A 17,582-nucleotide genomic window follows, 5' to 3' on the forward strand; every position below is an offset into this window, starting at 1 on the left:
CTAAACAGCATTTTATTAATCAATTAATTCCTGATGAACTTAGCCCAACGCGACCAAAGTATAATCTGGCACCCGTACACGCAGATGAAGACGGCCGATTTACCTATAGCTATAGTTCGGGGCGAAGGCCCTTTGCTCTTTGCTGAAGACGGAAAGGAATATATTGATGCCGTAGCATCATGGTGGGTAAACCTGCACGGACATGCACACCCCTATATAGCTGAAAAAGTAGCATCACAACTACAGACACTGGAGCATGTGATTTTTGCCGGGTTCACACATCAGCCTGCCGTAGAATTAGCTGAGGGATTACTGAAGATTTTGCCGGAAGGTCAGAGCAAAGTATTCTATTCAGATAATGGCTCTACAGCTGTGGAAGTGGCGCTTAAAATGGCGATACAATACTGGGCGAACATCGGTACTCCTAAAAAGAAGATCATCGCATTCCGGGACTCTTACCACGGAGATACTTTCGGGGCCATGGCCGTGAGCAGTCGCAGCGCTTTTACCGCTCCGTTCTGGTCGTACCTGTTTGATGTAAAATTCATAGATGTACCAGTACCTGGCAACGAAACTGAAACTATAAATCAACTTAAAACATTAGCTTTAGCCGGCGATGTAGCTGCTTTTATTTACGAGCCATTGGTATTGGGTACGGCCGGCATGGTAATGTACACACCTGAAGTGCTGGATGAATTGATGCAGATCTGTCAGCAGCATGAGATACTAACTATAGCCGATGAAGTGATGACAGGCTTTGGACGCACCGGAAAATTGTTTGCCAGCCATTACCTGCAGCACAGACCCGATATGGTTTGTTTATCGAAAGGCCTGACTGGCGGTACTATGGCGCTGGGCGTAACAACCTGTAACGATAAAATTTACGACGCTTTTCTGGCTGATGATAAGAGTAAGACATTGTTCCATGGCCATAGTTATACCGCCAACCCTGTTGCCTGCGCTGCAGGTATAGCCAGCCTGGAGCTACTGCTCAACCCGGTTACACAACAAAGTATAATTCGTATTGCTACAAAACACCAGGCTTTTGCAGAAGAACTCAAACAACTTTCAGGAATACGGGAAGTAAGACAGCAGGGAACTATACTTGCCATTGAATTTGCCGACGAAAGCACCTCTTATTTTAGCAACCTGCGCGATACACTTTACAATTTTGCCTTAGGGCAAGGGGTTATACTTCGACCATTGGGTAACATTATCTACATTATTCCGCCTTACTGTATTACAGATGAGCAACTGGAGAAAGTACACCAGGTTATACGTGGTATGCAGCTGCTGCTTACAGGTCAGCTAAACTCAAACTAAAGTCTTTGCAGGTATGAGCTTGCGGCTTGTGTAGTTGTGCGTACTTTTGCAGAGATTTGAAAGCTGAGAAAGAATATATCGTTATTAAAGGTTGCGGAGCAATTTCGCCACTAGGATCCAACCCTGGTGATATTGCTCAGGCTTATACTTCAGGCATCCCTGCTTTCAAAACAACTTTTCATCAGGAGCAGCCTACTCCCGTTGCAGTGCTTCCCGAAAAGGCAGAACACCAACTACAGGACCTTCTCAAGCAGAATCCAAACTATAAACACCTGGACAAGTCTGTTCTGATGGCAGTGTTTGCGGCACGCCAGGCAGCTGAACAGGCAGGTTGGCTACAGGAAGGATTCACTGATCATGATTTAGGTGTAAATATAGGTTCATCGCGAGGTGCAACCGGTTTATTCGAACAGCACCTGGACACATTTCAGCAGAGACAATTAACTGCCAGCGCTTCTCCTACCACTACTTTAGGCAACCTATCGAGTTGGGTAGCACATGCCGTTAATGCCGGTGGTGCTCAGATCAGTCATTCTATAACCTGCAGCACAGCACTTATGGCTGTTGCCAATGCAGCTGCCTGGTTAAAGGCAGGTATGGCTAAACGCTTTTTAGCTGGCGGCACCGAAGCCCCGCTCACTGACTTTACTATAGCTCAGATGAAAGCTATCGGTATTTACTCTAAATTACACAACCATACGTACCCTTGCCAGCCTTACGCTATGGTAAAGCAGAACACTTTTGTGTTAGGCGAGGGTGCCGCTGTTTTGGCCCTTGAACTGGAACCTGCCTCCATTATAACTCCCGGAACTATAGTTATAGAAGCTATAGGGTTAGGTTTTGAGTCTATTAAAAGTAAAACGGGTATCTCTGCTGATGGTCTTAACTTTCAGCAATCAATGCAGCATGCGTTACACCAGCTGCCAGACAACGAAAGAACAGTTGACCTGATAATTACACACACTCCGGGTACGGCTGCAGGCGATACTGCGGAGTTAAATGCTATCTCATCTGTTTTCAAAGAAGGGCTTCCTGCCATCACTACAAACAAATTTTTACTGGGTCATACTTTAGGCGCTTCTGGTGCGCTAAGTCTGCAGTATGCACTGTATATTTTACAGTCTCAGACTTTTCCTACCTTACATTACACAAACAACCTTCCATTTTCTGCTTCACACAAAAAGTATAAACGAATTATGGTAAACGCGGCCGGTTTTGGCGGAAATGCTGCCAGCATTATACTTAAACAACTATAAGCTTATTCAATAAATAGTATTTACCTAAGAAGCAATTGATTACGTGTTATAACACAAGATAAAATATCTTAAAAAAAGATAGCTAGTCATTTCTGTATTCTAATTTTTTATTGTTATTTGCACCACCAAATAATGTGACTATTATAATAAAACCATATAACTGTGGCATTTGCCAGTGCAATGGGTTTATCAAATTAATTCCAAAAATGTAAGCTTGATTATTATACTAAGTTAACCTGCCTCTATTCTACCTTCTCCAGAAGACAAAATAAAACTGTTAAAATTTTAGTTTTTAATTCCTTTTAGCCAAAATGGGAAAAACTTTACTTGACACTACGTTAAGCAGTCTGGTATTGCTTTGTCTTTTGTTTCTGCCTCACCTCTCTTTTGCCCAGACCCCCGGCCTGGTATATAAGATAGCTACTAATGGAGGTAATAAAATCTTGGACCCGGACGGAAACGGATATGTTTCCAAGACTACAGCTGGATTTCAGTTAGTAAACGGTATACGGTTAGACGAAGGCGCAGATTACAGCGAGATTCCGTACCGACCCTTTCCTATCTTTATGGATGAACCACTAGCCGACCTTAAAACCGGGGGCAGCTATGGTCATACTGATTATGCACCTAAAGTATACGATTCGAATGGAAAGCCTGTAGGCTCCCCGCTGGCTTCGTTCTTTGATGGGACCAACTTTCTTTTTCGGGTAAGGCTGGCAGGACAGTCGACAGCATCAAAAGGCTATAGCATCCTCATCGACTCCAATAATACACTAACCGGCGGCTCCCCAAATCCTGGTTTTGAATTTGAAGTAGTACTGGCTACTAACTTTGATGTTAGAGTATACGACCATAGAACAAACATAACAGGCGGAGAAATTATTTTCAGCGGATCAGTAGATCAGTATTCTCAAAAGGCCATTGCAGGATCAACAGGTGGTGGTGATGCAGATTACTTTTATGATTTTTTTGTACCGATGTCGGCCTTCAAAGGGGCAATAACCGAGACAACGCCGCTCCGCATGACTGGTGTTACAGTTACCAGCGCTAAAAGCGGTATTTTCGGAATCTCCTCGGATATTGGAGGTATTGATGATAATGTAGTTAGTGGAACCGTTGTTGATGCCTGGAAATCAATAATCAATAATACTCCGTTATCTACTCCAACAGAAATAAAAGATACTGGTTTTACTCAGATAACAGCAGCAGCACCTTCAGTAAATAGCCCGCTTTATACCAACAGCACCGAAATCTCAGGTACTTCCATAGAAGCTGCTGGATCAGTAATAACAGTTTACAGAAATGGGGTAAGTATAGGCACTGCTACAGTAAGTTCTAATGGGTCCTGGAAGCTGCAAAGTTTGTCACAAACGTTATTACAAGCCGGTGATAAAATTAGAGCTACAGTAAAGCCTACTTCTGAATCTTTATCAGCTTTCTCTTCTGAAGTTACAGTTATAACCGGAACATGTAATACTCCAGCTCCTCAAATAGTTTCAAGAGAGCCAGGTGGTAAGGGCTTTAACTTTAATACAAATGTATTAGGTGCTCAAACTATCAAAATCTACAAAGACGGAGTTTTATATCAAACTGATAATTCCATTACGGCAACCTATACCCCTTACCCTATTGTCTATAAGTGTGGTACAGGAAATTGCTTTCCTAGTGGTTCGTATACTGTTTCTATAACCCCGACAGGGCAATGCGAATCTCCAGTCTCTAATAGCTTTTGTGAGAGTACGTCCGGATCACCCAGTACGTCACCTGTTGTTTCAACCACTAGCTTAACAACTACATCAACTAGTATTTCAGGCACTTACAATACTGCTGGCACGTTAAAGCTTTTTAAGAATGGTGCAGAGATATCTGGTAAGACAGCAACAACAACTTCTACGACCTTTACCTGGAGCATAAATTTGTCTGGTATTACCCTGGCTGCAGGTGACAGATTTTGGGTTGTAGGCACACCAGCAACAACTTCAAGTTGTACAATTGCAGAAGCTTCGAATGTATTAACCGTTCAGCAACAATCTACTTCACCAACTATAACAGGCACCTACTGCGGGCCAACTACAACTATAACTGGTACCTCTTCAGAGGTTGCCGGTACTTCTATTATAGTTTATGTTGGTACTACTCAGGTAGGCACTACTACTGTTAACTCATACGGGTCCTGGACAGCAACAATTACCAGTCAGTCATCCGGCACTATAACCGCAACCGCCACTGCCCCAAATAAAACAGTCAGTGCTTCGTCTGCAGGTGTGGTGATAGGTACTGTATATTCATCTGCTTCATTAGCGATAACTGGCACTGAAACATCTGGTACAATCTACGAAGGCAGCACAAGTGTAAAAGGTACTGCGCCGGCTGGTGCTATGGTTACGCTTTATATAAACGGTGCGGCATATGTAGATAAAGATGGCACGGCAATTACAACTATAGCTACCGGCGGCAATTTCTTATTTAGCAGCATCTCTCCTTTTGAACTATATGCAGGAGCTATACTTACCGTTACAGCCCGGGCCAGCAGCACATCTTGCGAGAGCGCAAAATCTGCTGGTGTAACAGTTGCCTGTAATGCTGCAAGCACTGCTATTACGGCTACTTTTACAGATGCTAAATTCTGCCCTAATACCCCAGTATACATTAAACTATCTACTTCAGAGGCAGGTGTAATTTATAATATTTATAAAAACGGAGTCGCTTTCGGGTCTTCTGTTCTTGGAACCGGTGCTGCAATTACACTGCAATCTGACCCTGTAACCATAGATGGTACTATACTTCAGGTAAAAACTATAAAAGTTGGTGCTCCCTGCCAGTATAACATTGGTGGCGATATGCCGGTTAGCTTATATCCTGAAGTACCAAAAACATTTACCGTAACAGCTAGCCCCGAATCATCAAGCTGCGCAAATGTTAACACTACTATAACTGTACTTGCTGCCCAAGCAGGCTATTCTTATCAGCTTATCAATTATGATACAAAAGAGAAGTTAGGCAGCCTGGTCATTCCTTCTGCTGATGGCAACCTTGCTTTTCCTGCTGTGTTAGTTTCTAAAACAACTACATATGGTGTTATCATCAAAAGTACAGCATCAGGGTGTGTGGCAGAAAACACGATCCTTAAAACAATTACTATAAGTGGCGGACCGGATGTGAACAAAGCCGTTACAGCCAGCCAGTCTACTGTATGTACCAATTCAACAGCAGCAATTAGTGTAGCAACGCAAGGCAGCACGTACACTTACAAGATTTACCAGGAAGGTAATGCAACAGCTTTAGCTACTTTCTCAGGTAATGGCACTACTATAGCTACACCTTTATCAGCGCCGTTTACTACAACAGGTATCAAGAACTTTTATGTAACCGTTTCGGAAACCAATGGCTGCTCTAATTTAGTGCTTAGCCAGAAAGTAAGTATAACAGCTACAGATGGCACTGGCGGAACCGTATCAGCGGGACCAAACTCTACAAACTGTGGCAGTACTTATACGTTAGCTGGTAGCATACCTACACCGGGTACCGGCATCTGGACAGTAGTATCTAAACCAGCTACGGCAGCAAATCCTGTATTTATCGATAACACCTTATATAATACCCGTGTTACAGGTTTGGTATCTGGCGTTTATGTATTTAGCTGGGCAGTAAAATCCAGCTGTAGTGGTGCTACTACCAATAGTACCGTTACTATAACAGTAAACTGCGCAGCAGAGTACAGTGTCAGGTCGAATAAACTGATTACAGATTATGTAGATGGAGAAACACTGGCAACTGTAACAGACCCGGATGGAATTCAGGGGGCACAGCTTGTAAAAGGCTCTCTTCCTGCCGGTACTACCTTAAACACAAGTACAGGTACTATCTCAGTACTTAACAAGGATAACTTGTTAGCCGGCAACTATGATTTTATTATCCGCACTACTGATGTAAATGGTAAAACAACTGATTCACCTCTGAGTATGCGGTTTTATAGTTCAAGTCTGCGTCCAACAGATATCAGACCACTTCCCGTAGAGTTGGTATACTTTACAGCCACTTGTAAGGCTTATCAGATAGAACTGCAATGGATGACGGCTTCAGAATTAAATAACGAAAGATTTGAGATTGAGCGTAGTACCGATGGCAGAAGTTTTGTACAAATAGGTACTGTAAGTGGTAACGGAACAAGCAACAGTTCTCATCGCTATACTTTCATAGACACTAAACCCCTTGCAGGAATTGCATACTACAGGCTTAAACAAGTAGACTTTGACAAGAAAGCCGGTTATAGCAAAATGATAGAGGTTAATAACAAACTACTTGCCTCAGGCAAAACATTACAAGCCTACCCTAACCCGTTTTCAGAGAAGCTAACTTTAATTTTAACTGCACCTGCAACCGAACAAGCTATACTTACAGTTTATAACCTGCAGGGCCGCCAGTTACAAAACGTTTCATTAACGCTCGAAAAAGGCATAAATAACTACGAAATGGCTACGCAGCAGCTTGCAAATGGTATTTATATACTTAAGATAACCGGAACCAATACGGAAGCCACCCTAAAAGTAATGAAGAAGTAAAGCTATACTTAAAGTATAAACTTAAAGGCCAGCCAACAAGCTGGCCTTTTTAATTTAATTGTGTTACAGTCTATACCCAAAAGCTGCGCAGTTTTTGTTAATTTTGCAGCTACCTTAAAATACAATTACACGCAAGCTTTTAAATGAAAGTATTAAAATTCGGTGGTACCTCTGTGGGGTCTGCTGATAGGATGAGAGACGTTGCGAACCTGATTCACAACGGCGAACCAAAAATTGTTGTGTTGTCTGCTATGTCGGGCACTACCAACAAATTGGTACAGATTGCTGAAACGCTGTACCAGAACAAGAACGAAGACGCGAATGCGCTGATTGATGCGCTGCATGATAACTATAAACAGGTTGTAGAATCGCTCTACACCACCCCGGAAAAAAAGAAACAGGCAAACGAACTGCTTTCCCATCATTTCGATTACATCAGGGCCTTTACCCAGGACCTGTTCACGATACATGAAGAGCGTGCTATACTTGCCCAGGGCGAGTTGCTGTCTACGGCTTTGTTCCAGTTTTTCCTGGAAGAGCAGCAAATCCCATCGGTATTATTGCCGGCACTTAATTTCATGAAAATCGATGAAAATGAAGAACCGGATGCTGCCTACATCGCCAAGAACATCAGAACAGAACTGGAGAAATATCCGGAAACAAACCTGTTCATTACCCAAGGCTATATCTGCCGCAATGCTTTCGGTGAGATCGATAACCTGAAGCGTGGCGGTTCTGATTACTCTGCATCGCTGATAGGTGCTGCCGTAGATGCATCTGAAATCCAGATCTGGACAGATATTGATGGCATGCATAACAACGATCCACGGATTGTAAAGAACACCTACCCGATTGCGGAGCTTTCTTTTGACGAAGCAGCTGAGCTGGCTTATTTCGGAGCTAAAATTCTGCACCCGAGCAGCGTATTGCCCGCAAAGCAAAAGAATATACCGGTGCGCCTGCTCAATACCATGCAGCCGGAAGCCAAAGGCACCATCATCCATGGCGAAACATCAGGTGGTGGCATTAAAGCCGTAGCTGCTAAAGATGATATTACAGCTATAAATATAAAATCGGGCAGGATGTTGCTGGCCTATGGTTTCCTGCGCAGCGTGTTCGAAGTATTTGAGCGTTACAAAACGCCGATCGATATGATCACAACTTCGGAAGTAGCTGTTTCTTTAACTATAGATAACAACAAGTTCCTGAACGAGATCGTGACCGAGCTGAAAGAATTTGGCCAGGTAGAAGTTGACCAGGACCAGACAATTATCTGTGTTGTAGGCGACTTTATAGCAGAGAAGAGTGGCACCAGCCTGAAAGTATTTGAATCATTAAAAGAGATTCCATTGCGCATGATATCATATGGCGGGAGCACAAACAACATCACCCTGCTGATAAATACATCTGATAAAGTAGCGGCGCTAACGAAGCTGAACGAGGGGATTTTTTAAGGAACGCGACCATGCTGAAACAATATATACAGGAGCTGCAGCAGCAGACTACTCCTTTTTATGTCTATAACTTAGAGCTGCTTCGCCAGACATTGCAACTTGCCAAGACCGAAGCAGCCAAGTATAACTACCATGTACATTATGCTTTAAAGGCCAACGCCAACGCACCTATACTTGCCGAAATGCTGCAAGCAGGTTTTGGTGCAGACTGCGTAAGCGGTAACGAAGTAAAACGTGCCATAGAAAATGGTTTTAAACCGGAGAACTTAGTTTTTGCTGGTGTTGGCAAGTCTGATGCCGAGATAAACTATGCCCTGGACCAAGATATTTTCTGCTTTAATTGTGAATCGAAGCACGAACTGGAGATACTGAATGAACTGGCTGCAGCCAAAGGCAAAACTGCCAGAATAGCTTTGCGCATTAACCCGAACGTAAATGCCAATACCCACAAGTATATTACGACGGGCCTGGAAGAAAATAAATTCGGTATTAATGCCTGGGAACTGGAAAGTGTACTTGAGTTGCTGCAAACATTGCCAAGTATAGAACTGATTGGTATCCACTTCCATATTGGTTCTCAGATCACAGACCTAACTGTTTTCAAGAATCTGTGCACGCGTGTTAATGAGTTTCAGGAGTGGTTTGTAGCCCATAACATTACATTGCCACATATAAATGTGGGCGGTGGCCTGGGTGTAGACTATTACAATCCGGATGCAAACCTTATCCCTGATTTTGAAGCCTACTTTAACTTGTTTAACCAGTTCCTGGAGGTTCGTCCGGGGCAGCAGGTGCATTTTGAGTTAGGCCGGTCACTGGTAGCCCAATGCGGTACGCTAATCTCACGAGTGCTGTACATCAAAAAGGGTATAACTACTAACTTTGCTATACTTGATGCGGGTATGACAGAATTGATTCGCCCGGCGCTGTACCAGTCTTACCACCAGATAGAGAACCTGACAAGCGAAAAACCGGAAGAAAAGTACGATGTGGTAGGCCCTATATGCGAGTCGAGCGACTGTTTCAGAAAGGCAGTTATACTTCCGGAGACTAACCGTGGCGATTTAGTGGCTATCCGAACGGCTGGCGCTTACGGCGAAGTGATGGCCTCGGGGTATAACCTGCGGGAGAAAGCGAATGCTGTATATTTATAGTATAGCTAAAGTATAAAAAATTAAAAGCCCTGCTTCACAAAGTGAAAGCAGGGCTTTTAATTTTGGTTGGCCATAACTACTGCGCAAGTATAAAATCCGGAGTAGCGTGTGCAATGCCTTTCTGCTCTTTCAGTAAGTCAGATAGCTCTAATGCATTACCTCTGGAATATTTATCTACCTGAAGCAGGTAAGTATCTGCACCAAGTGGCCCAATCAGTTTAGCATGATAGTTGGCAGCAAACTCTTTAAGCGATGGCACTCCACCAGCATCTGTTTTCACCATCACCTCATTGCTAAGTCCTATCTGCTGGTTACCATCCATCACAAAATAAGGGCCTGCATATTTTATGGCTTTGTCTTTTGCGAGTTCACGAATAGCCTGTTCTGTCTGGGCACAGTTAAGCCCGTTCATTAAATTTAATGTAAACATCATTCCAGTCTGGCTGGCACGCTGGCTGTGTATGCCTGCCACAAAACCATATCTTGTAATTACCTGCTCGCGCTGCGCCTGTGTCAGGTTCTCGTCGAAAGCCACCACTACACGGCTCGTATTTATGGTTCCAAGGTTTCGGAGTTTAGCGCCAGAGAAGTAACTATAGTTGGTACAGCCACCGGCTGCTTTCAGGGGGTTCAGGAGTTTCGGATCAAAGCGAACATTCCGTATCGGGGATACATTATCCTGCCTGCAGCCGGCTAATGTAAAGATCATTATTATAGTTATAATACAGGGTAAAAACGTTTTCATAGTCATGGCTCATAAAGTGTTCGTAACTACTTATTGTACGTACACTTACAACTAATAGCCATTGTTTACCACTACTATTTAGTATACTTATTCAACTCTAAACCCTCTATATAATACAATAAAAACAGCTTCTCTGGAGTTGCATTAAAATATCAATTCGAAAACACACAAATCAGCTATAAACAACTGCTTCTGTATTGCAATTTTTCAGTGCAATATTATGAGCCTGTGCAGGAGTGATTTCAGCCATAAATATGCGTTCTGCAGCCAAATAAGCAGATAAGCTTTTCAGCGTTTCGCTTTCTATACTTGCTGTATAATATGCTACCCCTTCTGATTCTGATATTTTATTAAGCTCTATAAAGTCAGCTGCCGGTAACACTAAACTGGAAGGACATCTCAGATACAAGTTGATTTTATATTCTTTGCTTAATGCAATGGCTCTGGTATCTGCTTTAGGATATACATAGCGATACCCTGACAATGCTGCCGATACATCTGCCCATACCGCAGAACCTGTAGGATGGCTGCCGGCTCCCCGTCCTTTTAAAAACTGTTCTCCTGCAAAAACAGGTGCTATAGTTACGCCATTTGTTTCATTGGTCACTCTATAAAGTTCACTCTGTTCAGAAACCAAAGCGGGCAGCACCCGAACATATAATTGATCGCCAGAATCTACCACAGCGGTTGCTACTAACCTTATTCTGGCACCTATACGCTCAGCAAATTTCAGGTCATGTTCTGTAATGGAATCAATCCCAAACCGCAGCACCTGCTCCGGCTTAACGCTTACCCCGAAAGCGTGCGCTATTATCAGGCAAAGTTTGTTTACCGAATCAAAACCTCCTACATCCAGTGCTGGGTCAGCCTCTGCAAAACCAAGCTCCTGTGCCTGCTGCAAAGCACAGGTATAACTCAATCCTTCGGCTTCCATTTTAGAAAGTATAAAATTGGAAGAACCATTCAGAATTCCGCTGACCTGCTGTAATGGCTCCGAACTATAGTAGCTCTCCAGTATTCGGATGATAGGGATACTGCCTCCTACCGCTGCTTCGTATAATAAAGTGCCTTTATACTTCTGTTGTAGTTCAAGTAGTTCGGGCAAGTGTGTGGCCAGCATCTTTTTATTTGCCGAAACTATAGTTTTACCTGCCTGCAGTGCCTGTTTTACTATACCATAAGCATCCTCAGCATCGCTTATCAGTTCCGCAAGTATAGTTATACTTTCATCCTGCAACAGCTCCTGCGGGTTATAGGTAAAAGCTGAAGATGGCAGACTACGCAGCTTCTCTTTGTCCTTCACGCAAATCTTTGCTACTTCTATACCTGCCGCTTCAATGGTTTGCAGTACATCGTAAAGGCCTTGCCCTACGCACCCGAACCCGAATATCCCGAGCCTGATGTCAGACGGTTTGTTTTTCATAGTAGTATGGTTGGTTTACAGTTTCAGATTTATAAAACTTGCGGATAGCCTCCGTCAGTTGTTCCGTTTCCACTAAAAAGCCATCATGGCCATAGTTGGAGTGCAGCAACGCAAATGCAGAACCTGGCACTTGTTGATTCAGGAATTGTTGCTCTTCCACCGGAAATAGCAGATCGGTATTTACCCCTACAAACAGTGCTTTAGCTTTCAGATGAAGTAGTGCCTTCTCCACTCCGCCCCTGCCACGCCCAATGTTATGTGAGTCCATAGCCTTTGTTAGCAACCAGTAAGTATAGGCATTAAAGCGTTTAGCCAGTTTATCGCCCTGGTATACCTGGTAACTGGAGGCTCTGTAGTTATCGGTAATGCTATTGCCGGGCTCCTGCTGCGAAAGGTTGTAACTTATGTAGTGCCGATAAGAAAGCATCGCGATGGACCTGGCTGTTTTCAACCCTTCCCTGCCTGCTGTTTCACTATTACTAGCCCAGGTCGGGTCCTGACGGATGGCCATCCGCTGGCTTTCGTTAAAGGCTATTCCCCAGGCGGAATGACGCGCATTAGATGCCACATGGACCAACCTTGCAAAAACATCCGGCTTCTGCAACGCCCATTCCAATGCCTGTTGCCCACCCAACGACCCGCCTATGAGCGTGTGCACCTGCTCCAGTTCCAGTTCCTGCCGCAGCAGGTCAAAAGCACCTATTATATCACGGTTTGTGAGCTGCGGAAAACTATGGAAGTAAGGTTTAAGCGTGTTCGGGTTGATAGAGAGAGGTCCCGTCGATCCATAACATCCGCCCAGCATGTTTGCACAAACTATAAACCATTCTTCAGGATCGTATAGCTTACCTTCTCCAAAAAGGCCGCCCCACCAATCAGTAACTTCAGCGTTGCCGGTAAGAGCATGGCACACCCACACCACATTATTACGCTGCAGGTTTAACTGGCCGTAGGTAGTATAAGCAAGCTGGAAGCCGGGCAACGAGAACCCCGACTCCAGTTTAAACTCCTGCTGATAATGAAAAGTATGTTGTTGTGTGGACATATGAATTTCTAGTTAAGCACAGGTTCTGGCACTGCATTTTTTACAGCAGCAAAGGCCAGTTCAAAATCTGCTTTAATGTCTTCTATGTGCTCAATGCCAATTGAAACGCGAAGCAAGGTTGGCTCAACGCCTGCACTTAATTGCTCTGCATCCGAGAGTTGCTGGTGGGTTGTAGATGCCGGGTGAATGATCAAAGTTTTAGCATCGCCTACGTTTGCCAGGTGGCTCACCAGTTGCAGGTTATTTACAAAAGTTTCTGCCTGCTTTTTATCCCCCTTCAGTTTAAAGGATAGTACACCGCCAAAACCGCGCTTCAGGTATTTCTTAGCCAACTCATGGTACTTGCTGGATTTCAGACCCGGGTAGTTTACACTTTCCACCAGGTCGTGCTGCTCCAGCCACTCTGCCAGTGCCTGTGCATTCTGCACTGTTCTTTCTACCCTTAGCGAAAGTGTTTCCAGGCCTTGCAACAACTGAAAAGAGTTAAACGGACTAATTGCCGGCCCAAAATCGCGTAAGCCTTCTACCCTTGCCCTGATAGAAAAAGCGATGTTACCAAACGGACCATCCGTACCAAATACTTCCCAGAAGTTGAGGCCATGGTACCCTGCTGATGGTTCTGAGAATTGCGGGAATTTACCGTTGCCCCAGTTAAAGTTTCCGCCATCTACAATCACGCCACCTATACTTGTACCGTGCCCGCCTATCCATTTGGTAGCCGACTCTACTACCACATTGGCTCCGTGCTCCAGTGGCCTGAATAAGTAACCGCCTGCTCCAAATGTATTATCCACCACCAGCGGTATATCATACTTTCTGGCAAGTGCAGCTATACTTTCAAAGTCCGGAATATTGAAGCGTGGGTTACCAATTGTTTCCAGGTAAATGGCTTTCGTATTTTCATCTATCAGCTTTTCATAGCTTTCCACTTCATCATTCTCTGCGAAACGGGCATCTATGCCTAAGCGCTTAAAAGAAACCTTGAACTGGTTATAGCTACCACCATACAGGAAACTGGTACTCACAAAATTATCCCCTGCTTGCAGAATATTGGTAAGTGCAATAAACTGGGCTGCCTGCCCTGAAGCAACTGCCACAGCGGCCACACCACCCTCCAGAGCTGCAACGCGATTCTCGAAAACATCGGTGGTAGGGTTCATAATGCGGGTGTAAATGTTGCCAAATTCTTTCAGGGCAAACAGGTTGGCACCATGGGCAGCATCTTTAAAAGCGTAAGAGGTTGTTTGATAGATAGGCACTGCTCTGGAACGTGTTGTTGGATCGATTTCCTGGCCTGCATGTAATTGTAATGTTTCGAAACGATGTGTAGTAGACATAGTGGTTCTGATTAAAATGTATAAAATGAGTTGAGTTGCGAAATGCAAAAAAGATGTGCGGATGCAGCAGAGGGAACTACAGGTATTTACCTGCAGAAGTCTGCCGGACACACTTGTTCAGGAAGCTAAAAGATTAGCAACAGCAGCAACAACAGGTCGGCATGCACATGATGGACCTGAAGGCAAATAAATGAGATGCTCCGTGTAGTTTGGCTACCGGATAAAATACAAAACTGTGCTGTGTTGGCTTGATTCCCTTTTTCATGTTACTATCAATTTATATTCATCCGAATTTCCGGATTCAGGAATTAGCACCTTTACCATAGGGGTTAGGTTGCTAGCGCTTCACAGAGCCTGTCTCTCCACGCTTCTTTATAAATCAACAACCGTAAGGGTTAATTGACTTGATGATGCAAACTTAGACTACCTTTACTCAAAAAACAAAATAACGGATATGTTTTTTATAAAAATATTTTTCTAACTTAAACATTTAAACCTGTAAACCAACATCTTACATCCAAAAGCATAAGTATAAAATAAAAGCACAACCCGGTTATAGTTACTAATACATAACAAGAAAATGACCTGAACATAGCCGAAAGTTTTCTGTTGCTAAGTCGGGATATACAACCAGAACTTGCTCACATGAAGATACTTTTAACAGGTGCGAACGGCTATATTGGCAGAAGAATTTTACCTGTGCTTGTGGAGCAACAGCATGAGGTGATAAGTATGGTGCGCGACCCCCGTCGCTTCGAACTGCAGGATTCACTTAAAGATAAAGTACAAATTTTTAAAGGCGACCTGCTGCAACCAGATACCCTGGAAGCTTTACCTAAAGACATAGATGCAGCCTACTATCTGGTGCACTCGATGGGTGCCTGGGGAGATGACTTTGAACAAGCAGAACAAACTTCTGCCGAAAATTTTGTTACCTATCTTAATCAAACATCTGCTGAGCAGGTCATTTACCTGAGCGGAATTTCCAATGCTGCACATCTTTCAAAGCACCTGGCCTCCCGCAGGCATGTAGAAGATATACTAGACCTGGCAAAAGCAAATTTAACCGTACTTCGTGCCTCCATTATCATAGGCTCGGGTAGCGCATCGTTCGAGATAATCCGTGACCTGGTAGAAAAATTACCCGTGATGATTACACCCCACTGGCTTAACTCCCGTTGCCAGCCTATTGCCATCCGGGACGTGATCTATTACCTGACTGCTGCATTAGGCAACCCTGCCTGTTATGAAAAACGGCTAGAGATTGGCGGCCCGGATATACTTACCTATAAACAAATGCTGGAGAAGCTGGCAGAAGTGCGCCACTTAAAACGCTTTATTTTTACTGTTCCCGTCCTCACTCCCAGGTTATCGTCTTACTGGCTATACTTTGTTACCAGCACCAGCTTTGCTATTGCCCGCAGTTTAGTGGAGAGCCTCCGGAACGACACCATCGTACAGGATAACCGCATACAGGAAATCATACCGCATCAGAACCTGCCCTACCAGAAAGCGCTACAACTGGCTTATGCCAAAATTGAGCAGAACATGGTGATCAGCAGTTGGAAAGATGCCTTGGTAAGTGGCACGATGCAGCTTAATTATATGGATTTTGTACAAATACCTGAGCACGGTTTACTTACTGATAAACAACGTATTAAAATTGAACAGGATCCTGCAGTTGTATTGGAGAATATTTGGCGTATAGGTGGTGAGCGGGGCTGGTATAAAACAGATTTTTTATGGGAAATACGTGGCTTTCTGGATAAGATGGCTGGCGGTGTAGGCCTTAAACGGGGCCGTAGACACGCAACAGAAATAAGGGTCGGCGATAGTATTGACTTCTGGCGCATATTGGTTGCAGATCGCCCTAAAAAGCGTTTGTTGTTATATGCAGAAATGAAAGTACCCGGCGAGGCATGGCTGCAATTCAGAATAATTAATGAAAAAGATGGTTACTACCTGGAGCAGTTAGCAGCTTTTCGCCCTGATGGGTTGCTGGGCAGGTTGTATTGGTTTGCTATGCTTCCCTTTCATTATATCATCTTCAGAGGTATGGCCAGTAACATTGCACATTTTTCTCCGGCACCTAAAGCACCCGCCAAAGCATAGAAAGTTACAAATACATCGAAAAATACAAACTATAGGGTTTATAATATAAAACTTTACCTATACTTGCGAGTATACAAGCCCAAGTCTTTCAACCCATTTTTTTCGTGAAGACTACTACTTCTACAGTAGAAGTAAAGACGTAAAATTTTCGCCCTTTAAAAATAAAGCTAACTTTGCTCTCCGACATACCTAACGAACTAATGGAGGCCATTAAAGAAACTAACTTCTCCTTTGCCGGTCAGACCGGTTTTTACAGGGGCAAAGTTCGCGACGTTTATTATTTCGATGACCGGTTAGCTATAGTTGCTACGGATCGTATCTCTGCTTTTGATGTGGTACTGCCACGTGCCATACCTTACAAAGGGCAGGTACTGAACCAGATCGCCAGCCTTAACCTCAAAGCTACTTCCGATATACTTCCGAACTGGGTACTTTCTACTCCTGATCCTAATGTAACCATTGGGTTGCGTTGTGAGCCATTTAAAGTAGAGATGGTGATACGAGGCTACCTGGCAGGACATGCCTGGCGCGAGTATAAAGCCGGAAAGCGCACCCTCTGCGGTGTTACATTACCGGAGGGCTTAAAAGAGAACGATAAACTTCCGCAGCCAATTATTACCCCGACCACGAAAGCTGACGAAGGCCACGACGAAGACATTTCTAGAGAAGAAATTCTGTCGAAAGGTATTGTAAGTGAGGAAGATTACTTAAATTTAGAACGTTATACACAAGCACTTTTTGCACGTGGCACCGAGCTAGCTGCGCAACGCGGATTAATTCTGGTTGATACCAAGTATGAGTTTGGTAAACAAAATGGCCAGATATTTCTTATTGATGAAATCCATACGCCAGACTCGTCTCGTTACTTTTACAGCAAAGGCTACGAAGAGCGACAGCAGAACGGCGAGCCGCAGAAGCAACTATCAAAAGAATTTGTTCGCCAGTGGCTGATCGAGAATGGATTTCAGGGGCAGGAAGGACAAACAGTTCCGGAAATGACGGATGAAGTTGTTGAAAATATCTCAAAGCGCTATATAGAGCTATTTGAGGTATTTACGGGGCATTCCTTTGTAAAAAGTGACTATAATCAGGCACTACAGCGCATTGCGCAGAGTGTGGAACAAAACATTTTTAGCTTAAAAGATTAGATTTTTTAATGTATATTTTGGTA

General features: G+C 43.8%; 11 protein-coding genes and 1 riboswitch. Of the genes, 7 read left to right on the forward strand and 4 right to left on the reverse strand.

The features are described from left to right. Positions 1-33 precede the first annotated feature (33 nt). From bioA to lysA, 5 genes are all read left to right on the forward strand, one after another. Entirely contained in the window at positions 34-1,323 is a 1,290-nt protein-coding gene (bioA, locus tag MJ612_RS08785; protein ID WP_187033123.1) for an adenosylmethionine--8-amino-7-oxononanoate transaminase, read from the forward strand. Between the two features lie 56 nt (positions 1,324-1,379). Beyond that, on the forward strand, positions 1,380-2,579 hold the full coding sequence (locus MJ612_RS08790) for a beta-ketoacyl synthase N-terminal-like domain-containing protein (RefSeq protein ID WP_187033124.1): 1,200 nt from the start codon (positions 1,380-1,382) through the stop codon (positions 2,577-2,579). 311 nt (positions 2,580-2,890) lie between these two features. Continuing rightward, positions 2,891-7,141, forward strand: a complete 4,251-nt coding sequence (locus tag MJ612_RS08795) for a T9SS type A sorting domain-containing protein (RefSeq protein ID WP_187033125.1) — start codon at positions 2,891-2,893, stop codon at positions 7,139-7,141. A gap of 143 nt (positions 7,142-7,284) precedes the next feature. Further along, positions 7,285-8,595, forward strand: coding sequence for an aspartate kinase (locus MJ612_RS08800; RefSeq protein ID WP_187033126.1), 1,311 nt, complete (start codon positions 7,285-7,287; stop codon positions 8,593-8,595). An 11-nt stretch (positions 8,596-8,606) separates the two neighbouring features. Next, positions 8,607-9,749: a diaminopimelate decarboxylase gene (lysA, locus tag MJ612_RS08805; protein WP_187033127.1), complete on the forward strand. Its 1,143-nt coding sequence runs from the start codon at positions 8,607-8,609 to the stop codon at positions 9,747-9,749. Positions 9,750-9,825: 76 nt separating this feature from the next. Here the strand turns inward: lysA and MJ612_RS08810 are convergent, their stop codons facing one another. From MJ612_RS08810 to MJ612_RS08825, 4 genes are all read right to left on the reverse strand, one after another. Next, complete coding sequence (locus MJ612_RS08810; RefSeq protein ID WP_187033128.1) at positions 9,826-10,458, reverse strand: hypothetical protein; 633 nt, start codon at positions 10,456-10,458, stop codon at positions 9,826-9,828. Between the two features lie 208 nt (positions 10,459-10,666). Next, positions 10,667-11,917, reverse strand: a complete 1,251-nt coding sequence (locus MJ612_RS08815; protein WP_187033129.1) for a homoserine dehydrogenase — start codon at positions 11,915-11,917, stop codon at positions 10,667-10,669. Further along, on the reverse strand, positions 11,898-12,962 hold the full coding sequence (metX, locus tag MJ612_RS08820) for a homoserine O-acetyltransferase MetX (RefSeq protein ID WP_187033130.1): 1,065 nt from the start codon (positions 12,960-12,962) through the stop codon (positions 11,898-11,900). Before metX ends, MJ612_RS08815 begins: the two co-directional genes overlap by 20 nt. A gap of 8 nt (positions 12,963-12,970) precedes the next feature. Continuing rightward, positions 12,971-14,299 carry an O-acetylhomoserine aminocarboxypropyltransferase/cysteine synthase family protein gene (locus MJ612_RS08825; RefSeq protein ID WP_187033131.1) on the reverse strand — a complete coding sequence of 443 codons (1,329 nt, stop codon included), beginning with the start codon at positions 14,297-14,299 and terminating at the stop codon, positions 12,971-12,973. Positions 14,300-14,573: 274 nt separating this feature from the next. Then, positions 14,574-14,680, reverse strand: a riboswitch (SAM riboswitch). 264 nt (positions 14,681-14,944) lie between these two features. Here MJ612_RS08825 and MJ612_RS08830 point away from each other — a divergent pair. Continuing rightward, positions 14,945-16,411 carry an SDR family oxidoreductase gene (locus MJ612_RS08830; protein ID WP_187033132.1) on the forward strand — a complete coding sequence of 489 codons (1,467 nt, stop codon included), beginning with the start codon at positions 14,945-14,947 and terminating at the stop codon, positions 16,409-16,411. 200 nt (positions 16,412-16,611) lie between these two features. Continuing rightward, positions 16,612-17,559, forward strand: coding sequence for a phosphoribosylaminoimidazolesuccinocarboxamide synthase (locus MJ612_RS08835; protein ID WP_187033528.1), 948 nt, complete (start codon positions 16,612-16,614; stop codon positions 17,557-17,559). Positions 17,560-17,582: the final 23 nt, after the last annotated feature.

Origin of the sequence: Pontibacter deserti, from assembly GCF_023630255.1 — a bacterium.
In the GTDB taxonomy this organism is placed as follows: domain Bacteria; phylum Bacteroidota; class Bacteroidia; order Cytophagales; family Hymenobacteraceae; genus Pontibacter; species Pontibacter deserti.

Coding starts and splice junctions, on each gene's coding strand:
- bioA (WP_187033123.1), top strand. CDS start 34: ATGAACTTAGCCCAACGCGACCAAAGTATAATCTGGCACCCGTACACG.
- MJ612_RS08795 (WP_187033125.1), top strand. CDS start 2,891: ATGGGAAAAACTTTACTTGACACTACGTTAAGCAGTCTGGTATTGCTT.
- MJ612_RS08800 (WP_187033126.1), top strand. CDS start 7,285: ATGAAAGTATTAAAATTCGGTGGTACCTCTGTGGGGTCTGCTGATAGG.
- lysA (WP_187033127.1), top strand. CDS start 8,607: ATGCTGAAACAATATATACAGGAGCTGCAGCAGCAGACTACTCCTTTT.
- MJ612_RS08810 (WP_187033128.1), bottom strand. CDS start 10,458: ATGATCTTTACATTAGCCGGCTGCAGGCAGGATAATGTATCCCCGATA.
- MJ612_RS08815 (WP_187033129.1), bottom strand. CDS start 11,917: ATGAAAAACAAACCGTCTGACATCAGGCTCGGGATATTCGGGTTCGGG.
- metX (WP_187033130.1), bottom strand. CDS start 12,962: ATGTCCACACAACAACATACTTTTCATTATCAGCAGGAGTTTAAACTG.
- MJ612_RS08825 (WP_187033131.1), bottom strand. CDS start 14,299: ATGTCTACTACACATCGTTTCGAAACATTACAATTACATGCAGGCCAG.
- MJ612_RS08830 (WP_187033132.1), top strand. CDS start 14,945: ATGAAGATACTTTTAACAGGTGCGAACGGCTATATTGGCAGAAGAATT.
- MJ612_RS08835 (WP_187033528.1), top strand. CDS start 16,612: ATGGAGGCCATTAAAGAAACTAACTTCTCCTTTGCCGGTCAGACCGGT.